At 73.1% G+C, this 19,467-nt stretch carries 18 protein-coding genes and 1 pseudogene; 2 read left to right on the top strand and 17 right to left on the bottom strand.

The window, feature by feature from the left end; genetic code table 11:
- Positions 1–1,665 (top strand): SGNH/GDSL hydrolase family protein (locus tag FM076_RS26555; protein ID WP_173873421.1); only part of this gene is annotated, 1,665 nt, incomplete at its 5' end.
- A 102-nt stretch (positions 1,666–1,767) separates the two neighbouring features.
- Here the strand turns inward: FM076_RS26555 and FM076_RS26550 are convergent.
- The 16 genes from FM076_RS26550 to allB form a co-directional block, all read right to left on the bottom strand.
- Positions 1,768–2,547: an exodeoxyribonuclease III gene (locus tag FM076_RS26550; protein ID WP_173873420.1), complete on the bottom strand. Its 780-nt coding sequence runs from the start codon at positions 2,545–2,547 to the stop codon at positions 1,768–1,770.
- Between the two features lie 46 nt (positions 2,548–2,593).
- Positions 2,594–3,283: an MBL fold metallo-hydrolase gene (locus FM076_RS26545; RefSeq protein WP_173873419.1), complete on the bottom strand. Its 690-nt coding sequence runs from the start codon at positions 3,281–3,283 to the stop codon at positions 2,594–2,596.
- Complete coding sequence (locus tag FM076_RS26540; RefSeq protein ID WP_173873418.1) at positions 3,273–4,571, bottom strand: alpha/beta fold hydrolase; 1,299 nt, start codon at positions 4,569–4,571, stop codon at positions 3,273–3,275. Before FM076_RS26540 ends, FM076_RS26545 begins: the two co-directional genes overlap by 11 nt.
- A 235-nt stretch (positions 4,572–4,806) precedes the next feature.
- Positions 4,807–5,370, bottom strand: a complete 564-nt coding sequence (locus FM076_RS26535; protein ID WP_173873417.1) for a hypothetical protein — start codon at positions 5,368–5,370, stop codon at positions 4,807–4,809.
- A 63-nt stretch (positions 5,371–5,433) separates the two neighbouring features.
- Positions 5,434–6,525 (bottom strand): ROK family glucokinase, encoded by a 1,092-nt coding sequence (locus FM076_RS26530; protein ID WP_173875028.1) that lies wholly within the window; start codon positions 6,523–6,525, stop codon positions 5,434–5,436.
- 226 nt (positions 6,526–6,751) lie between these two features.
- The gene (locus tag FM076_RS26525) at positions 6,752–7,603 is read right to left on the bottom strand and encodes an ATP-binding cassette domain-containing protein (RefSeq protein ID WP_428815039.1); all 852 of its coding nucleotides are present in this window, start codon (positions 7,601–7,603) and stop codon (positions 6,752–6,754) included.
- A complete protein-coding gene (locus FM076_RS26520; protein WP_173873416.1) occupies positions 7,600–8,697 on the bottom strand; it encodes an ABC transporter permease in 1,098 nt (365 codons plus the stop codon). Before FM076_RS26520 ends, FM076_RS26525 begins: the two co-directional genes overlap by 4 nt.
- Positions 8,694–9,671 (bottom strand): sugar ABC transporter substrate-binding protein, encoded by a 978-nt coding sequence (locus FM076_RS26515; protein ID WP_173873415.1) that lies wholly within the window; start codon positions 9,669–9,671, stop codon positions 8,694–8,696. The genes FM076_RS26520 and FM076_RS26515 overlap by 4 nt, the downstream gene beginning before the upstream one ends.
- Positions 9,672–9,825: 154 nt before the next feature.
- Entirely contained in the window at positions 9,826–10,581 is a 756-nt protein-coding gene (locus tag FM076_RS26510) for a GntR family transcriptional regulator (RefSeq protein WP_428815038.1), read from the bottom strand.
- A gap of 103 nt (positions 10,582–10,684) precedes the next feature.
- Positions 10,685–11,179 carry a GNAT family N-acetyltransferase gene (locus tag FM076_RS26505; protein WP_173873414.1) on the bottom strand — a complete coding sequence of 165 codons (495 nt, stop codon included), beginning with the start codon at positions 11,177–11,179 and terminating at the stop codon, positions 10,685–10,687.
- Positions 11,180–11,340: 161 nt separating this feature from the next.
- A complete protein-coding gene (locus FM076_RS26500; RefSeq protein WP_173873413.1) occupies positions 11,341–12,570 on the bottom strand; it encodes a cytochrome P450 family protein in 1,230 nt (409 codons plus the stop codon).
- Positions 12,571–12,758: 188 nt separating this feature from the next.
- Entirely contained in the window at positions 12,759–13,406 is a 648-nt protein-coding gene (locus FM076_RS26495) for a bifunctional 4-hydroxy-2-oxoglutarate aldolase/2-dehydro-3-deoxy-phosphogluconate aldolase (protein ID WP_173873412.1), read from the bottom strand.
- 117 nt (positions 13,407–13,523) lie between these two features.
- Positions 13,524–14,453, bottom strand: coding sequence for a sugar kinase (locus FM076_RS26490; protein ID WP_173875025.1), 930 nt, complete (start codon positions 14,451–14,453; stop codon positions 13,524–13,526).
- Positions 14,454–14,668: 215 nt separating this feature from the next.
- Positions 14,669–15,097 (bottom strand): ribonuclease domain-containing protein, encoded by a 429-nt coding sequence (locus tag FM076_RS26485; protein WP_173873411.1) that lies wholly within the window; start codon positions 15,095–15,097, stop codon positions 14,669–14,671.
- Positions 15,098–15,269: 172 nt separating this feature from the next.
- Positions 15,270–16,403 (bottom strand): allantoicase, encoded by a 1,134-nt coding sequence (gene alc, locus FM076_RS26480; protein WP_173873410.1) that lies wholly within the window; start codon positions 16,401–16,403, stop codon positions 15,270–15,272.
- Positions 16,400–17,743: an allantoinase AllB gene (gene allB / locus FM076_RS26475; RefSeq protein ID WP_173873409.1), complete on the bottom strand. Its 1,344-nt coding sequence runs from the start codon at positions 17,741–17,743 to the stop codon at positions 16,400–16,402. The genes alc and allB overlap by 4 nt, the downstream gene beginning before the upstream one ends.
- 255 nt (positions 17,744–17,998) lie before the next feature.
- Here allB and FM076_RS26470 point away from each other — a divergent pair, with 255 nt between their 5' ends.
- Positions 17,999–18,826: an IclR family transcriptional regulator domain-containing protein gene (locus FM076_RS26470; protein WP_173873408.1), complete on the top strand. Its 828-nt coding sequence runs from the start codon at positions 17,999–18,001 to the stop codon at positions 18,824–18,826.
- A 42-nt stretch (positions 18,827–18,868) separates the two neighbouring features.
- Here FM076_RS26470 and FM076_RS26465 read toward each other — a convergent pair.
- A pseudogene (locus tag FM076_RS26465) lies at positions 18,869–19,467 on the bottom strand (serine/threonine protein kinase); the annotation flags it as partial.

Raw genomic sequence — 19,467 nt, 5'->3', positions numbered from 1 at the left:
GACGACACCGCGCCGGACGCCGCCGACTTCGACGGCGCGGGCCGCTCGCTGTCCGCCCAGGACCTGAAGGCCGCCGGCTGGGAGCCCGGCGCCCGGCTCGACCTGGACGCGGCCGAACTGCGCCGGCCCGACCGCGCCCCCGGCCGGCCCGACAACGTCCGCGCCGACGGCCAGCAGGTCCGCGTGGGCGGCCGTGGCGACGCCCTCTCCTTCCTGGTGGCCGCCACCTCCCCGCACGGCCCGGCGGACGCCGTCAGCGGCCGGGGCACCATCCGCTACAAGGACGGCTCCCGCACCGGCTACACCCTCACGGCGGGCGACTGGCGCGGCGGTCCGCTCGCCACCAAGGCCGTCGCCCTCCCCCACGTCAACACCCGGCAGGGCACCCAGCTGACCGAAAAGGCCCGGCTGTACGCGGTGACAGTCCCCCTCGCCCGCGGTCGCGCCGTCCACTCCGTCACCCTCCCTGGGGACCCGGGCGCCGACGCCGACCTGCACGTCTTCGATCTGGCCGTACGCCCGGCGGCCGGGGGCTGGACGGGCACCTGGTCCGCCTCCACCGGCGGCTACACCGGGGTCGGGCGGTGGCGGGACCAGACACTGCGGCTCGTCGTCCACACCTCCATCGGCGGTCCCGCGGCCCGGATCCGGCTGGAGAACACCTTCGCCGCCCAGCCCGTGCGCATCGGGCACGCCTCCCTCGCCGTCCGCCGGGACGGCGCCGCGGCCGAGGGCCGCCCCGTGCCCCTCACCTTCCACGGCGGGCAGGCCGGCACCCGCGTCCCGGCGGGCGCCCGGGCCGTCAGCGACCCGGTCGGCTTCGACGTCCCCGAGGACGCCGACCTGCTGGTCAGCATCCATCTGCCCGACCCGGTCGGCGCCGCGCCCGTGCACAGCGAGGCCCTCCAGCGCTCCTATCTGAGCGAGGGCGGCAGCGGCGACCGCACCGGGGACACCGAGGGCGGGGCCTTCACCCGCTCCCTGTCGATGTGGCCCTTCCTGACCGGTGTCGACGTGCGGGGCGGGCCCGGCTCAATCGTCGCCCTCGGGGACTCGATCACCGACGGCGTCCGCTCCACCGAGGGCGCCAACAGGCGCTGGCCCAACGTGCTGGCCCGCCGTCTGCTGGACCAGCGCGAGGTGCCCCGGTTCGGCGTCCTCAACCACGGCATCTCCGCCAACCGCGTGGTGACCGACCGCTACTCCGGTGACGGCGTGAGCACCGACACGGCCGGCGTCAGCGCCCAGCACCGGCTGGAGCGGGACGTGCTGGCGCAGACCGGCGCGCGGACGGTGGTCCTCTTCGAGGGCATCAACGACGTGCGGTGGGGCGCCTCGGCGCAGGAGGTCATCGACGGGATGAGGGCGATCGCCGCCCGGGCGCGGGAGCGCGGGCTGCGGGTCGTGGTGGCGACGGTCACGCCCTGCGAGGGCTACAAGGACTGCACGGCCGAGGTCGACGCGCGGCGGGAGCGCGTCAACGCCTTCGTGCGGGACAACGGCGGCGCGTTCGACGCCGTCCTCGACTTCGACGCCGCGGTACGGGACCCGTCCCGGCCCGCGCGGATGCTGCCGGAGTACGACTCGGGCGATCACCTGCACCCCGGGGACGCCGGGCTGCGGGCCCTCGCGGAGTCCGTCGACCTGGAGGCTCTGAGCGGCTGAGCCCCGGCCCGGCCCCTTCCCGGGCGGCCGGAGGAGCTGGAGGGGCCGGAGGGGCCGCGTACAGCCCCTCCGGCGACGGCCCCGCCCCGCGCGGCCCGCCCCTCACACCTCCAGGTCGACGACCACGGGGGCGTGGTCGGAGGCGCCCTTGCCCTTGCGGGCCTCGCGGTCCACATAGGCGTCGGTGACCGCGTCCCGGAACGACTCGTTGCCCAGGACCAGGTCGATGCGCATGCCCCGGTTCTTGGGGAAGCACAGCTGGCGGTAGTCCCAGTAGGTGAAGGGGATGTCGTACTTCAGCGGCCTGGGGTAGACGTCCGAGACGCCCGCGGCCTCCAGCGCCGCCAGCGCCTCCCGCTCCCGGGCGGTCACGTGCGTGGCCCCGGCGAACTCCGCGATGTCGTGGACGTCGGCGTCCCTCGGCGCGATGTTGAAGTCACCGAGGACCGCGAAGGGCGTCGAGGCCGTCGCGAACTTCTCCGCGGTGTCCCGCAGCGCCGCCAGCCACTGGAGCTTGTACTCGTAGTGCGGGTGGCCGACCTCACGCCCGTTGGGCACGTACAGGGACCAGACGCGCACGCCCCCGCAGGTCGCGGCGGCGGCGCGGGCCTCGACCGTGCCCTCCCACTCGGGCGCGCCGGGGAGGCTGAGGGCCGGGTCCTCGATGCCGACGCGGGAGAGGACGGCCACGCCGTTCCAGCGGCCCTGGGCGCTGACGACCGACTCGTAGCCCAGGGCGCGCAGCTCCTGCTGCGGGAAGGCGTCGTCGGACACCTTCAGCTCCTGGAGGCAGAGCACATCGGGCTGTGCGCTCTCCAGCCACTGGGTCAGGCGCGGCAGGCGGGCTGTTATCGAGTTGACGTTCCAGGTGGCGATACGCATGCAGACTCCGTCGGGACCACGGGGGGTGTCCCCCGGAGAATGCAGGCTACCGCGACAGTCCGACACGCTCCCCGGGCCGGAGGTGGGCGTGAGCCGCGCCACCCGTTCCGGGGCCGCCCTGGCCGAGCATGCGCCCCAGGACGCCGAGGCCGTTGTCGTTGAGGAGCCCGTCGTGGATGTCGTAGACCTGCGCCGGGCTGACGGCGCGGACGTAGTCGAGGACCTCGGAGAACTTGTTCCAGGGGGCGTGCACCGGCAGCAGCAGCGTCTTGACGGGGCGCTCGGGGACGGTCAGGGCGTCGCCGGGGTGGAAGACCAGGCCGTCGACGACGAAGCCGATATTGGTGATGCGCGGCATGTCGGGGTGGATGACGGCGTGCAGCTCGCCGTGCACCTCGACCTCGAAGCCGGCGGCCTCGAACGTGTCACCGTGGCCGACGGTGTGGACGCGGCCCGGGAAGGCGCCGGAGATCCTCTCGGCGACGCTGCGCAGCGTCCAGATCTCAGCGCCGGGGTCGGCCTCCATCGCGGCCCGCAGCCGCAGCTCGTCGAAGTGGTCGGGATGCTCGTGCGTGACCAGCAGCGCGTCCGCGCCGAGCGCGGCCTCCGGCTCGCTGAAGCCGCCCGGGTCGATGACGAGCGTGCGGCCGTCCTTCTCCAGCCGGACGCAGGAGTGCCCCTTCTTGACGAGCTTCGGCCCGCTGGCGTGCGCGTCGGTGTTCGCGTCAGTTCCCATGGGACTCATTCTGCTCCGGCACGCCGTGGTCCTCCTGGTAGGTGGTCTCCTCGCGGATGACGCGCTGGGCGACACCGAAGGCCCTGTCGGCTGCGGGCACACCGCAGTAGACGGCCGTCTGGAGCAGCACCTCCTTGATCTCGTCGGGGGTGAGCCCGTTGCGCAGCGCGGCGCGGACGTGGGGGGCCAGCTCGTCGGCGTGGCCGCGGGCCACCAGCGCGGTGAGGGCGACCACCGAACGGCTGCGCCGGTCGAGTCCGGTGCGGGTCCACACCTCGCCCCAGACGTACCGGGTGAGGAAGTGCTGGAACTCCTCGGTGAAGGCGTCGGAGCCCTCCAGGACGCGGTCGACGTGGGCGTCGCCGAGCACCTCGCGGCGCACCTTCGTCCCCGCGTCGTAGGCGTCGGTGCGCAGCGCGGCCCGCTCGGCGGACTCCAGCTCGGCCACGGCGGACACCTGCGGCGGTACGGGGCTGATGACCGGCGCGGGGGCGGGCGGCCCGGCGGCCGACTCCTGCCAGGTGGTGGTGAAGTGCCGGATGAGCAGATCGGTGACGGCGCCCGGCTGCTCGACGGGGGTCAGATGGGAGGCCCCGGGCACGATCGCGAGCCGCGCGTCGGGGATGCCGGCCACCAGCGCGCGGGCCTCGGCGGGCGGGGTGACCTGGTCCTCGGCGCCCGCCACGACGAGCGTGCCCACCCCTATCCGGCCCAGCGACTCCTTCGCGTCGAAGGAGGCCAGCGCCTCGCAGGCCGTGATGTAGCAGCCCGGGTCGGTGGTGCGCACCATCTGGATCGCCCACTCCACGATGGCGGGCTGGGCCGCGGCGAAGCCGGGGGTGAACCAGCGGTCGGGGGTGGTGCGCGCGATCGGGTCGAGCCCGTTGGTGCGGATGACGACGCCGCGCTGCCGCCAGCTGTCGGGGGTGGCGTACCGGGGCGAGGAGGAGATCAGCGCCAGCGAGGTGACCCGCTGGGGGGCGCGCAGCGCGAGCTGGATGCCGATGGCGCCGCCGAGGGCGCAGCCCGCGTAGCCGAAGCGCTCGATCCCCAGGGTGTCGAGGGTGGCCAGCAGCCGCTCGGCGAAGGCGTCGGCGGAGTCGGCGGAGTAGGCCGGTGAGCCGCCGTGTCCGGGCAGGTCGAAGCGGAGGACGCGCCAGTTCCGGGTCAGCTCCGGGATCTGCCGGTCCCACATGTGCCAGGTGGTGCCGAGGGCGGGACCGAGGACGAGGACGGGGGCGCCGTCGGGTCCGTCGGTCCGGTGCTGGAGCGTCTTGGCGGGGGTCACCGTGCTTCACCTCGGGCGGACGTTCGGGACGGGTCGGGGGTGGGGCGGCCGTTACTCACGCGTTCACGCTATCGAGCCCCGCACGGGCGCGGGAGCGCGGGGCGTGGGGAGGGCGGGCCGGCGGGCGCGGTCGTGAAGGCGGTGTGCCGGGGCCGCGAAGAGGCCGTGGACGAGCGGCCGGGGGCCGTGGTGGAGCCGTGGAGGGGCGGTGGGAGGCGGCGGCCTCTCGTGACGGTCAGAACCGGGCGGTGGAGACGACGTAGACGTGCGGCCGGGCCGGGTACGTCTTGTCCACGGTGATCGTCAGGTCCGGCTGGCTGCCGGGCTGCTTGTGGACCGTGCTCCAGTAGTGGCCGCGCGGCTCGTCGAACCGCCAGCCGACCTCGGTGGCCATCTTCTCGGTGACGGCCACCTCGCCCTTCTCCAGCCTGCCGGTGCCGATGTCGTCGAGGAACTCCTGGAGCCGCTTGCGGTCGCTGCGGAACTCCACCCACATCGTGCTCTTCTGCCACGCGTTCGTCTCGTAGAAGGCCACGCGGGTCGCCGACAGCGGTACGGGTACGTCGTAGATCCGCTGGCTCACCTTGGGCGGCCGGTTGTAGACGAGGCCCGTGGCGGCGGCGGCGCGCTCCTTGTCCTTGCCGCTGGCCCGGCTCTGGAACGCCGACTGCACGAGGTACCCGGCCGGCAGGGCGATCAGCAGGACCACGACGGCCAGGACGAGGAACCGGTGCCGCGGGCGGTGCGGTGGGCGTTCGCGCGTCTCGTGGGAGCGGGGGGTGTCATCCGTGTGCGGCATGGCGCTGGGCGTCTTCGGCGTCGGGGACGTTCCGGTATGGGGCGTGGGGCGTGGCCGCTGCGGTCACTGGCCCACCGCCCGGCGCAGGTTGTCCGCCGCCCGCTCGTAGCGCTCGTAGCGCTCCAGGCGGCGGCGGTTGGCTCGTCTGAAGCGGCGGGCCACCAGCCGGGCGAGATCCGCGGCACCGACCATACCGGCCTCGGGCCCCAGCTGTGCCTTCACGATACGGGCTTCGGGCCGGTAGCCGCGCCCCGTCAGCTGGCGGCGGAAGGCCTCCCTGGCCGGCTCGATCAGCAGTTCGTCGGCGGCGCTGACGCCGCCGCCGATGACGAAACAGGAGGGGTCCAGGGCGGCGGCGAGGTTGGCGAGGCCGACGCCCAGCCAGGAACCGATCTCGTGGAACAGCTCCGTGCACATGGCGTCACCGCCGCGGGCCAGTTCCGTGATCAGGGGGCCGGTGATGTCGCCCACCTGGCCGCCGACGCGGTCGATGATGCCGTAGGCGACGGGCGACTCGGCCGCCGCCAGCTCCCGGGCCTCCCGGACCAGCGCGTTGCCCGAGCTGTACTGCTCCCAGCACCCCCGGTTGCCGCACGGGCAGCGGTGCCCGCCGGGGACCACCTGCATGTGGCCGAACTCCCCGGCGACCCCGTACTTGCCGCGCTTGACCCGGCCGTCCTCCAGGATGGCGCCGCCGATGCCGGTGCCCAGCGTGATCATCACCAGGTGGTCCTCGCCCCGGCCGGCGCCGAAGCGCCACTCGCCCCAGGCGGCGGTGTTCGCGTCGTTGTCGACCATCACCGGGACGGCGAGGCGGGCGGTGAGGGCGTCCTTGAGGGGTTCGTCACGCCAGGCCAGGTGCGGGGCGAACAGCACCCGCGAGCGGTCGGCGTCGATCCAGCCCGCCGCGCCGATGCCGACGGCGTGCACGTCGTGCCGGTCCGAGAGGTCGAGCACCAGCTCGGCGATGGTGTCCTCGACGACCTTGGGGCTCTTGGACTTCTCGGGCGTCTCCGCGCGGACCTTCTCCAGGATCGCGCCGTCCGCGTCCACCACGCCCGCCATGACCTTGGTCCCGCCGATGTCGATGCCGACGGTGGGGACGCGGGGGGCCGACAGGTGGGAGCGGCGCTCGCGGGTGCTGACGGTTCTCAGGACGCTGGCGCTGGGGGCGGTACGCCGTCGGTAGACCCTGTCTGCCCTGTCTGCTCGCTGGAAGCTGTCCGCGTTCAAGAGTGGTCGTCTCTCTGGGAGGGGTCTTACGGGCGCGCCCGATTCTGCCAGGGATCAACGGTACGTCGTCCGGGGCCCGGGTGCCCCGGGGTCCGCACGACGCGGCCCCCGGGGCACCGCCCGGCCCGCCCTGGTGGGACGGGACGGCTCAGCGCCGCAGCTCGTGGCTCAGCTCTTCCAGTTCGGAGCCGCCCGCCATCTGGCGCACCAGCTCCTCCAGTTCCAGCTCGGCCTTCTCGAAGGCACCGGCCATGGTGCCCCGCTTCAGCAGCACGAAGCGGTCGCCGACCAGGTGGGCGTGGTGGGGGTTGTGCGTGATGAGCACGACACCCAGCCCGGCGTCCCGCGCGGCGGCGACGTACTTGAGGACGACGCCGCTCTGCTTGACGCCGAGGGCCGCCGTCGGCTCGTCCAGCACCAGCACCTTCGCCCCGAAGTGCACCGCTCGCGCGATGGCGACCGACTGGCGTTCGCCGCCCGAGAGGGTGCCGATGGGCTGGTCGACGTCCCGCAGGTCGATGCCCATGCGCAGCAGTTCGCTGTGGGTGGTGCGGCGCATGCGCTGGACGTCCATGCGGCGCAGCGGGCCCCGGCCGACGGTCGGCTCGGAGCCGAGGAAGAAGTTGCGCCACACCGGCATCAGGGGGACGACGGCGAGGTCCTGGTAGACGGTGGCGATGCCGCGGTCCAGCGCCTCGCGCGGGGAGGCGAGGCGGGTCTCCTCGCCCTGGATGCGGAAGGTGCCCTCGTCGTGCTGGTGCAGACCCGAGATGATCTTGATGAGGGTGGACTTGCCCGCACCGTTGTCGCCGAGCACGCAGGTGATCTCACCGGCGCCGACCCGGAGGGAGACGTCCTCCAGGGCGCGGATGTTGCCGTAGAACTTGCTGACGCCGCTCAGCTCCACCAGGGGCCCGCTCCCGGGCGCCTGGTCACCGGCCGGACCGTCCCCCGCGGCGGTGTCCCCGGTGGTGGCCTCGCTCATGATCTCCTCGCTCATCGGGTCGCCTCCGCCCGCTTCCTGATCCACGCGTTCAGCAGCGTCGCGAGCAGCAGCATCGCGCCGAGGAAGAATTTGAACCAGTCCGGGTTCCACTGCGCGTAGACGATGCCCTTGTTGGCCATGCCGAAGATGAGGGCGCCCACGGCGGCGCCGATGGCCGAGCCGTAACCACCGGTCAGCAGGCAGCCGCCGATGACGGCGGCGGCGATGTAGATCAGCTCGTTGCCGACGCCCTCGGCGGACTGGACGGTGTCGTAGGTGAACAGCAGGTGCTGGCCGGAGATCCAGGCGGCGAAGGCGACGCCCAGGTACAGGCCGATCTTCGTGCGGGCCACCGGGACGCCGACCGCGCGGGCCGCGTCCACGCCGCCGCCGACGGCGAAGATCCAGTTCCCGGCGCTGGTGCGCAGCAGGATCCAGGTGGCGACGGCCACCAGCAGCAGCCACCACAGCACCGTGATCTGGATGTCGACGCTGCCGACGGTGAGCGTGGAGGCGAACACCGCGCGGGCCGAGTCGAAGCCCTCCATGTCGCTGATGCTCTTGGTGGCGACAGTGCCGCTGATCACCTTGGTCAGACCGAGGTTGAGGCCCGTCAGCATCAGGAAGGTGGCCAGCGTGATGATGAAGCTGGGCAGCTTCGTCCGGGTGAGCATGAAGCCGTTGAAGAACCCGATGGCCAGGGTGACCAGCAGCGAGACCCCGACACCCACCCAGGTGTTGGCCGTCATCTGGTAGCTGAACATCGAGGAGACCAGCGCGGAGGACGTCACCATCACGCCGGTCGACAGGTCGAACTCGCCGCCGATCATCAGCAGCGCCACCGGCACCGCCATGATCCCGATGGTGGAGGAGAAGTAGAGCACCGTGGAGAGGCTGGAGGCCCGCAGGAAGCTGTCGGCGACCACGGCGAAGAAGACGAACAGGGCTATCGCGCCCACCACGGCGCCCAGCTCGGGCCGCCGCAGCAGCCGCACCGGCAGCGGGCGGTGCACCAGCCGCTCGTCGGTCCCGGCGGGCGGCGGGGGGTTCTGGGGGCCGGCCGTGCCCTCGGCGCTCTGCGCGTCGCCGGGTTCTGTCGTGACCGTCATCGGGTCCCCCGCTTCGTCAGCTCCTCCAGCTTGGCCGCGTCCTTCTTCGTGAGGATCTGCGGCCCGGTGAGCACCGGCTTGCCGCCGCCGAGCATGTCGGCGTTGTAGCGGTACAGCCACAGCAGGTCGACGGCCTCGTAGCCCTGCATGTAGGGCTGCTGGTCGACGGCGAAGCCGATGGTGCCGTCCTTGAGGCCGGCGGCCACCTTGGCGTTGAGGTCGAAGGTGTCGATCTCGGCGTCGCTGCCCGCGTCCTTGCGGGCCTCGGCGGCGGTGGCGGCGAACGGGGCGCCGAGCGTGACGACGGCGTCCACCTTCTTGTCGGACTGGAGCTTGGCCTCCACTGAGGACTGGACGCCCGGCATGTTGGTGCCGTCCACGTACAGGTTCTCGACCTTGCCGTCGAAGGTCTTCTTGATGCCGTCGCAGCGCTGCTCGTGGCCGACGTTGCCCTGCTCGTGCAGGACGCACAGGGCCTTCTTCTTCCCGCGCTCGTTCAGCTCGCGGCCGACGGCCTCGCCCGCGAGGACCTCGTCCTGGCCGATGTGGGTCAGGGCGCCGACGTCACGGGAGACCTCCTGGCCGGAGTTGACGGTGACGACCGGAATGCCCGCCTTGACCGCCTTCTTGACTACCGCCTTCATGGCGTCCGGCTTGGCGAGCGTGACGATCAGCCCGTCGACCTTCTTGTCGATCGCCGTCTGGACGAGCTGCGCCTGGCGGCCCGCCTCCTTGTCGTGCGAGTAGAGGAACTCGATGTTGTCCTTGGCGGCGGCCTGCTTGGCGCCGCTCTGCACGATGTCCCAGTAGGTGTCGCCCTCGCCGGAGTGCGTGACCATGGCGAACTTCCAGCGGGGCGTGGTGACGTTGGCCTTGCCGGAGGCCGCCTGCTCGCGCGCCTCCTCCGCCCGCTTGCCGCCGGTGCTGCTGCACCCGGCAAGCGTGGCCACCACGACGGTCACCGCCGCCGTCATGGCCCCGATCGCACGTATGGATCCGCGGGACCTCTGCACGCTGGTCACCCTGTCCTGCTCTCTCGAAACGGAACTCGAAAAGGAAACGGTCGTCAACCTCGCACAAGTATCCGACACACTGGCCGGAACAGACCCCCTCCGGGTGTCCGTCCCCTCATGGCCGCACCAGCAACTGGAAATCGAAGGCGTACCGTGACGCACGGTACAGATGGGACCCGTACTCGACGGGCCGTCCCGTGTCGTCGTACGTCGTGCGCTGCATCGTCAGCAGCGGCGCCCCCACCGACTCCCCCAGCAGCCGGGCCTCCGCCTCGTCGGCGACCCGCGCGCCCACCGTCTGCCGGGCCGAGTGCAAGGTCACACCGGCGGCCCGCATGAGCCGGTAGAGCCCCGTCGACTCCAGCTCGGCCCGCTCCAGGGACAGCAGATCCACCGGCAGATGGTTGCGCATGTAGGCCATCGGCTCGCCGTGGGTGAGCCGCAGCCGCTCCACCAGCCGGACCTGGGCACCCTCGGGCACGGACAGCGCGGCGGCCACCTCGGCCGTGGCCTCCTCCACGCTCTCGCGCAGCACCTGGGTGGCGGGGCGCTGCCCGGCCGCCTCCAGATCGTCGTAGAGGCTGCTCAGCTCCATGGGGCGCTTGACCTGGCTGTGCACGACCTGGGTCCCGATACCGCGCCGCCGCACCAGCAGCCCCTTGTCCACGAGCGACTGGATGGCCTGCCGGACAGTGGGACGGGAGAGGCCCAGGCGGCCCGCCAGCTCGATCTCGTTGCCCAGCAGGCTGCCCGGCGCCAGCGCCCCGTGCTCGATGGCGCTCTCCAGCTGCTGCGCGAGCTGGAAGTAGAGCGGGACGGGGCTGGCACGGTCCACGCTGAGCTGCAGGTCCACCGGATCATTCTTGGCCACGGTGGGAGAGTAGTGCCCTTCCCGGGCCCCGGAAACCGTACATTCGATTGTCAGGACGAAAGGACAAGCCGACCGGGAGGCCGGCGGGGGCCGGGCCGGCGGATCACAGCCTCTTGACCATGAAGACGCACGCGTCGGCGACCCGGTGCGCCACCCCCGCGCCGTCCTCGTAACCCCAGCAGTCCAGGTACGGGACCGAGGGCAGATAGCCGAGCCTGCGGTAGAGCGCGTGCGCGCGCGGGTTGTTCTTCTCCACCCCCAGCCCGATGACCTCGCACGCCCGCCGGCCGGCCAGCCGCTCCGCCTCGCGGATGAGGGCCGTGCCGATGCCCTGGGAGCGCAGGGTCTCCGGCCACACGCCGAGCCCGTTCACCTCGGGGCAGCCGGGGTGGGCGGCCCGGACCTCGGGCGCCGCGCACCCCTGCCAGCGGACCTCGCAGCTGCCCACCGGTATCCCCTCGCGCCAGGCGACGAGGAACGTGCCCAACCCCTCCCGCTGCCTCGTGTAACGCTCCCGGTGGTGCGAGGTCGCGCCCCGGAAAGGCATGTGCGTGTCGAGCAGTTCGACGTCTTCTTCCCGGCACTGGCTGATGCGCATGTCCGTAGCCTACGCAGCCGGTCCAGACCAGCGGGCCGGACGCCGCGGCTCTCCGGAAGGCCTTTCCGCAACCCACCCGGAACCCGCGAAAGGAGCGGGCGGGCCGCACGGAAACGGCGCCAGCGGAGGCACACGGTCCGGTTCCGCCCCGTCCGGCGCCCTCAGCTCCTCCAGCGCACCGGCAGGCTCTTCACCCCGCGCAGCCGCGTGCCCTCCCGCCACTCCAGCGCCGCGGGGTGGGCGTCCAGCTCCAGGCACGAGGTGCGCTCCAGCAGCATCTCGAAGGCGACCCGGGCCTCCAGCCGGGCCAGGGGCGCGCCCAGGCAGAAGTGGATGCCGTGGCCGAACGCCAGGTGGCCGTGCGCCTCGCGGCGGATGTCGAAGCGGTCGCCGGCCGGGAAGCGGGCGGGGTCGCGGCCGGCGTCGGCCAGCACCGGGAGCACCACCCGGCCGCCGCCCGGGATGACCGTCCCGGCGATCTCCACCGGTCCGGTGGTGAAGCGGAAGGTGGCGATCTCCACGGGGCCGTCGTAGCGCAGCATCTCCTCGACGGCGCCGTCGAGGAGCGCCGGGTCGGCACGCAGTGCGGCGAGCTGGTCGGGGTGCCTCAGCAGGGCGAGGGCGCCGTTGGCGATGAGGCCGACGGTCGTCTCGTACCCGGCGACCAGCAACAGCCACGCCGTGCCCAGCAGTTCGTCGGCGGAGAGCCGGTCGCCGTCCTCGTCGCTGGTGCGGATCAGGGCGCTGAGCAGGTCGTCGCCCGGCCGGGCACGGTGGCGCTCCAGCAGTGCGCGCAGAAAGCCGTCCAGCGCGCGCTTGGAGGCCAGCCTCTCCTCCCGGGGTCCGGCGCCCAGGACCTGGTCGGACCACTGCCGGAACCGGTCGCGCTCCAGGTCCGGCACGCCCAGCAGTTCGCTGATCACCGCGATGGGGAGCGGGAAGGCGAGCGAGCGCACCAGGTCGCCGCGCTGTCCGGGCGCGGCCAGCATGGTGTCCAGCAGGTGCGAGGTCACCTCGCGGACGCGCGGTTCGAGTGCCGCGACGCGGCGCGGGGTGAACTGACTCGCCACCAGCTTGCGCAGTCGCGTGTGGTCGGGCGGGTCGGCGATGAGCATGTGGTGGCCGACGGAGACCGACAGGCCGGCGTCCGGCGCCGCGTTGGACCAGTCCTTGGAGAGCCGGTCGTCGCGCAGCACCGCGCGTGCCGCCTCGTGGCCCAGCACCAGCCAGGCGGGGGAGCCCTCCGGGGTGCGGACGTGGTGGACGGGCCCCCGCGCGCGCAGCGCGGCGTAGACCGGGTACGGGTCGCGGACGAAGTCCTCCCCCAGCGCGGCCAGATCGACGATGCCGTCCGCATCCGGACTCAGGTCCCTCACGCTCTGGTCAGTCATGCCGGGAGGGTACGAGCTGCCGCGCTGAACCGCCCCCCTCACCAGCCGGTTCCGGCCAGCCGGCCGCGGTCGGCGGTCCGGCCCGCTCCCGTGGACGCTCCGGCCCGCCCTCGTCGGCGGTCCGGCCGGCTCCCGTCGGCGGTCCAGCCGGCTCCGGCCGCTCGTCCGGCCGGTTTCCGCCGGTACCGTCAGCGGCAGGCGCCGTCCTTGGCCGGTGCCGCGTCCTCCAGCCGCTGCAGCAGGGCGGTGACCCGCTTGGCGACCACCTCGCGGTCGCCCTCGGTGAGCGCGGACCCCATGCCGCAGGCCACCGCCCCCGCGGCGATCCACTCGGGAGCCGTCTCCACGGTGACGCCGCCGGTCGGCAGCACGGGCGCCTGGGGCAGTGCGGCCCTGACGTCCCGCAGCCACCGGGGGCCGTGCGCCGAGGCCGGGAAGAGCTTGAGTCCGTCGGCGCCCAGCTCCAGCGCCCTGACCATCTCGGTGGGGGTCGCCACCCCCGGGAAGACGGGTATCCCGTAGCGGTGTCCGGTGCGTATGACCTCCTCGTCCAGGCTCGGCGAGACGAGGAAGTGCCCACCCGCGTCCACGGCCTGCCGGGCGGCGGCCCCGTCGAGCACCGTCCCGGCGCCGATCACCGTCTCGTCACCGGTCTCCCGGCGCAGCGTGCTGATCGCTTCGAGTGCGTACGGCGTGGTGAGCGAGATCTCCATGCTGGTGAGTCCGGCGCCGAGCAGGATGTCCGCCGTGGCGGTGGCCTTCTCGTAGCTGTCCGCGCGGACGATGGCGAAGACGCGCTGTGCCAGCGCTGCTTGGGTGATCTCCCAGCGGTACACGGCAGTTCGCCGCCTCTCTTCGTTTCTGCGGTGCCGGCGAGGACTCGCCGGGTGTGCCTGGGGGCGCGGATGCGCCCGGTCGCGCCCGGGGCGCGGGGCCGTGGAATGGGGGCCGGGTCAGCGGTTGACCGGGTCGGCCCCGTGGGTGAAGGCCGCGAGCGCGCGGTCGCGGGCCGTGGCCGTGGGCAGCCCGTCGGTGTCGCCCGGCGCCTGGACGACCAGCGCGGCCACGCACGCCGCCTCGGCGAGCGAGCGCTGCTGGTCGAGCCCGCGCAGCCGCGCGGAGAGCCAGCCGGCGGCGAACGCGTCACCGGCGCCCACCGGGTCCACGACGGGGACGTCGAACGGCTCCTGGCGCCACCGGCCCTCCGCGGTGTGCGCGACGGCGGTGTGGTCGCGGTGCTTGACGACGACGGTGCTGGCGCGGCCCAGCGTCAGCAGCGCCTTGGCGCCCTCCTCGGGGCCCGCGCCCAGCAGCAGTTCCAGCTCGTCCTCCCCCGCGAGCACGAGGTCGGCCTCGCGCAGCAGCGGGCCGACGCGCCGTATCCACTCGTGGTCGGTGCCCAGTTTGCGGCGGACGTTGGGGTCGAAGGAGACGGTGGCGCCCGCCTGCCGGGCGCGCTCCACGAGCGCGTGCGTGGCCCGCTCGGCGTCCTCGGAGAGCATCGGCGTGATCCCGGTGACGTGGACGAGCCGCACACCGGCCAGCGCCTCCGGGGTGATCTGCGCGGGGCTGAGCAGGGAGGCGGCCGAACCGGAGCGGTAGTACTGGACGTCGATGGCGCGGTCGGGGTGGCTGTCGCGCATCAGGAGGCCGGTGGGCGACTCGGGGTCCATCTCGGCGCACGAGACGTCCACGCCGTCGGCCCGCAGTTCGCGCAGCACCGCCTCCCCCGCGGGGTCGTCCCCGACGCGGCCGATCCAGCGGGCCCAGTGGCCCAGCCTGGCGAGGCCCGCCGCGACGTTGGACTCCGCACCGGCGACGGATCGCCGGAAATGGGTGGCGCGTTCCAGTGGGAGGCCGGGCTCGGCGAGCATCAGCAGCATGGCCTCACCGCAGGTAACCGCCTCCGGGCCGTTTCTCACCGGTAACTCCCCAAATCTACCGCCGATGCCTCACTCTCTGTGGGGAACGTTACCCGTTCACGGCGCGTTAGCCACCCCCTGGGGGGCACCGGTACCGGGAGAGAGCCGAACGTTACACGCAAAGCGGCGGCCGCCGTCCCTTCGCGGGACGACGGCCGCCGGTCGGCGGGCGGGCCTCAGCAGCTGTGGTCGACCAGGTCGAAGGACGCGTAGTGGTCGGCCGTGTAGTAGTCCTCCTGCTCCTTGTCACCGGTGACGATGCGGCGGGCGCCGCGGTCGTCGGAGCCCGGGGTCTCCACGGTGTACTCGTGGTAGTAGCCCTCGGGCTGGTCCGGCAGGACGCCTTCACGGTTCTGGAAGACGGTGCCGTCCTGCGGATAGGGGTAGGGGCCGCCCTGTTCGATGAGATCCAGGGTCTCGTGGGCCTCCGGCGGCAGCTTCGAGAGGCAGATGTCGCCGACCGCGGCGACGGAGACCTGCTGCGTGGCCGCCACCGGGTGGGCCGGCGCGGCACTGGCCGTGGTGAGGACGGGGCCGCCCGCGAGCAGGGCGGCGGCGAGGGCTCCGGCGGCACCGATGCGACTGATTCGTGGGGGGAATCTCATGGCATCCATGGTGACGCGCGTAGATGGCATGTCAATGCCAAGTCACGGAATTTTGCGGGCCGTTCACCCTCCGCCGGAGGGGGCGTTCACCCCTCCGGCGGCCCGGCGTCAGCACGGCTCGGCGCAGGCTCGGCCCGGCCTGGGCCGAGTTCGGTTTCAGCTCGGTTCGGCGTCAGCTCAACTCGGCGTGGCGGGCGGCCAGTCGGCGGGCGCCCTCCTCGGTGAGGGAGCCGTGGAGACGGAGGCGGGCCACGGCGCCGTCCGGGTAGATGTCCATCCGCACGTGGGTGACCGGCGGGGCGTCTTCGAGCAGGAACCGGTGGATGGTGTCGGGCTGCAGGCGGGTGCGGGGCAGCAGTGGGGTCCACTCGCCCTCCTCGCCGTCCTTGCCGACCAGGGCGACCCAGCCGGCCGCGTTGCCCCGGTAGCAGGCGGTGTCCAGCTCGACGGCGCGGATACGGCCCTGCCCGGCCAGGACGTAGCCGACCCAGTCGTTGCCCTTGTCGCGGCGGCGGCGGGTCTCCCAGCCCTCGTCCATCTTCTGCGAGCGGCCCGGCAGGATGCTGTTGACCGGAGGGGAGAAGAAGCGGTCCGAGGCGTCCTCGGCCAGGCCGCCGTTCTCCAGCGCCACCAGGTCGAAGGTCCCCAGCGCGGTGAGCCATGCCGGGTCCGCGACGACCTCGCCGTGCACCCGGAGCCGCGCGATGCCGCCGTCGGGGTACTGGCGCAGCCGCAGGTGGGTGAAGCGCTTCTCCTCGGTGACGGCGAAGCCGTTGGCGGCGTGCCCGCCCACGGGGGTGCGCGCGACCAGGGTCGTCCACTTCACGTCGTCCGCGAGCAGTTCCTCGGGGGAGGGCGCGCCCTCGACGCAGGTGCCCTCGACGGAGACGGCCAGCGGGTAGTTGCCGCGGAAGTGCGCGGTGTCGACGACCAGTCCGCGGATCACGCCGGGGGCGCCCAGCTTGATCAGCGCCCAGTCGTGGTCGTCGTCGGACGGGTGCGGGACCTCGCCGGAGGGGCCGCGGCGACGGCGGGTCTCCCAGCCGTCCATGACCTTGCCCTTGTGCTGGAAGGCGTGCGGGTCGAACTCGGCGCGCTCCGGGTTGAGCAGGTTCTCCCGCTCGGCGAAGAACTCGTCGTTGGCGGCGATGACAGTGGCGCCCAGTCTGCGGTCGGCCAGGTCGGGGAGGCCGGCGAACGGGAACCCGGCCTGGGGCGCGCGGTAGTCGGCGTAGGTGTCGCCGCCCCGGTAAGGCTGCGCGTCTCCGGTGTAGCTGGGTATTCCGGCGGGCTGCGCCGCTGTCATACGGACTTCCTTTCGATCAGTCGGCCGGTCTTTCCGGCGGGATGCCCGTGGTCGGCGACGCGCTCGCCGCGCAGCCACGCGGAGCGCACAACGCCGTGCAGCGTCCTGCCCGCGTAGGCGGTCACCTGGTTGCGGTGGTGGAGGCGGGCCGGGTCCACTGTGAAGGTCTCGTCGGGCGCCAGGACGGCGAAGTCGGCGTCGCGGCCGGGGGCGATGGCGCCCTTGGCGTCGAGCCCGGCCAGGCGGGCCGGGGCCTCGGACATCCAGCGGACGACGTCGGTGAGGGCCAGTCCGCGGCGGCGCGCCTCGGTCCAGACGGCGGGCAGGCCGAGCTGGAGGGAGGAGATGCCGCCCCACGCGGTGCCGAAGTCGGGGGTCTTCAGGTCGGCGGTGCAGGGCGAGTGGTCGGAGACGACGCAGTCCAGGGTGCCGTCGGCCAGGCCCTGCCACAGCGCGTCCTGGTTCTCCTTCTCGCGGATGGGCGGGCAGCACTTGAACTCGGTGGCGCCGTCGGGGACTTCCTCGGCGGTGAGGGTGAGGAAGTGCGGGCACGTCTCGGCGGTCAGGCGCAGCCCCTCGGCGCGGGCCTTGGCCAGCATCGGGAGGGCGTCGCTGGAGGAGAGGTGCAGGACGTGGACGCGGCAGCCGTGCTCGGCGGCCAGCTCGATCAGCAGCGCGATGGCGTCGTTCTCGGCCGAGCGGGGGCGGGAGGCGAGGAAGTCGGCGTAGGCGGGGCCGCCCTTCTGCGGGGCGGCCGACAGCCGTCCCGGGTCCTCGGCGTGCACGATGAGCAGCCCGTCGAAGGAGGCGATCTCCGCCATGGCGGCGGAGAGCTGCTCCCGGTCCAGCTCCGGGAACTCCTCCACCCCGGAGGGCGAGAGGAAGCACTTGAAGCCGAAGACCCCGGCCTCGTGCAGGGGGCGCAGCTGAGCCACGTTGCCGGGGATGGCACCGCCCCAGAAACCGACGTCCACATGGGCTTTGGGCTCGGCGACCTCGCGCTTGATCCGCAGGTTCTCGGCGGTGGTGGTCGGCGGGAGGGAGTTGAGCGGCATGTCGATGAGGGTGGTGATGCCGCCGGCCGCCGCGGCCCGGGTGGCCGTCCAGAAGCCCTCCCACTCGGAGCGGCCCGGGTCGTTGACGTGGACGTGGGTGTCGACCAGGCCGGGCAGCAGCGCGTCCTCCCCGACGTCCTCGACGGCGGCGCCGGGTGGTGTCTCGGCGTCGTACGCCAGGACCTCGGCGATCCGGCCGGCACCGTTCACGGTGACGGTCGCCGGACGCTCGCCCTCGGGGGTGAGGACGCGCCGGGAGCGCAGGACGAGCCGCACATCGGACAAACCGGCCTCCTTCAAACACCTTCAACGTTCTGTTGAAACGGGTGGTGGAAACGAATCTTCATCCGGCCGGAGGGGCCAGTCAAGGGTTCTCCCCTTGGAGAAGTCCACAAAATGGAACTAGGATTTCGCCATACAGAAGCTGATCGGCGTCTGTGCCGGGGCGTGTCCGGGCAGGGCGAACAGCGGGAGGCGGTCCCCCGGGCCCCCGCCCCCCGATACCATGCGCCTGACCGCAGGCCAGGAAAGGAACGCGACGTGCCGCCGTCCGCAGAGCGCAAGCCCACCGCCGCCGCAGCCCAGGCTGCCACGGCCCCTGCCGCATCCGGCGGGGTGCAGTCCCTCGAGCGGGCCTTCGACCTGCTGGAGAGGATGGCCGATGCCGGGGGCGAGGTCGGGCTCAGCGAGCTGTCGACCACCAGCGGCCTGCCGCTGCCCACCATCCACCGCCTGATGCGCACCCTGGTCTCCTGCGGCTACGTCCGCCAGCAGCCCAACCGCCGCTACGCGCTCGGCCCCCGCCTCATCCGCCTCGGCGAGAGCGCCTCCCGGCTGCTGGGCACCTGGGCCCGCCCCTACCTGGCACGGCTGGTGGAGGAGACCGGCGAGACGGCGAACATGGCGATGCTGGACGGCGACGAGGTCGTCTACGTCGCGCAGGTCCCCTCCCGCCACTCGATGCGGATGTTCACCGAGGTGGGACGGCGCGTACTGCCCCACTCCACCGGCGTCGGCAAGGTGCTGCTCGCGCACACCCCCGACGACCAGGTGCGGGCCCTCCTCGCCCGGACGGGCATGCCCGCCGCGACCGAGAAGACGATCACCACACCCGAGGGCTTCCTGGAGGCCCTGGCGCACGTGCGCGAAGCCGGGTACGCCACCGACGACAACGAGCAGGAGATCGGCGTGCGCTGCATCGCCGTCTCCGTGCCCGACTCCCCCACCTCCGCGGCGATCTCCATCTCGGGCCCGGCCGGCCGCGTCACGGACGCGGCCACCGACAAGTTCGTGCCCCTGCTGCACGAGGTCGCCGCCGACCTGTCGGCGGCGCTGGCCACCTCGGGCAACGGAACGAACGGACAGTAGCGGGCCCCGACCGCCGACCCGCCCGCCGGCCCGCCAGCCGGCTCACCCGTCCTCGGCCTCGATGGCGTTCCGCCACACGGTGACGTCCAGCTTCACGTAGTCGCTCGGGGCCGACTCCGGGGAGTGGCCCCGGTAGGTGACGAGGGCGACGTGCCCGGTGCTGGTGCGGACACAGAGCCGGGCGCCGGGCGCGAGCCGCTTGACCTGTACGTCGTCGACGAACCGCGTCTCCGCGCGGCAGGTCGCCAGCGTCCCCTTCTGCGAGCGCTCCAGCAGGGCCATCTTGCCGTTGGGCTCGTCGATGCCGAGCCGCCCGCCGCCCACGAACCCGCTCAGGTAGGTCAGTTCCGAGACGACGCCGCCCTCGTCCAGGTCCCGGGGCCGCAGCGGCCGGTCGCCCAGGGCGAGGAAGTGCCCGTCCGGCAGGTTGACACCCCTGTAGGTGGCCGGCTCGGGCTCCGGCCGCTTGCCGTCCTTGCTCCCCCTCCCTGCCGCCGTCCCACCCGGACCGCCGCTCCTCGTCCCCGTATCGGACGCGGACAAGAACGCACCCAGCCCCGCGAAGGCGACCCAGAACAGCACCATGCCGGCCACGACCAGCCCCGCGATCAGCTTCCCCCGGTTCCGGCGGGGGCGCGGCG

The organism is Streptomyces albus subsp. chlorinus (genome assembly GCF_013302895.1).
Classification (GTDB): domain Bacteria; phylum Actinomycetota; class Actinomycetes; order Streptomycetales; family Streptomycetaceae; genus Streptomyces; species Streptomyces chlorinus.
This window is presented reverse-complemented; position numbering and strand designations above follow the sequence as displayed.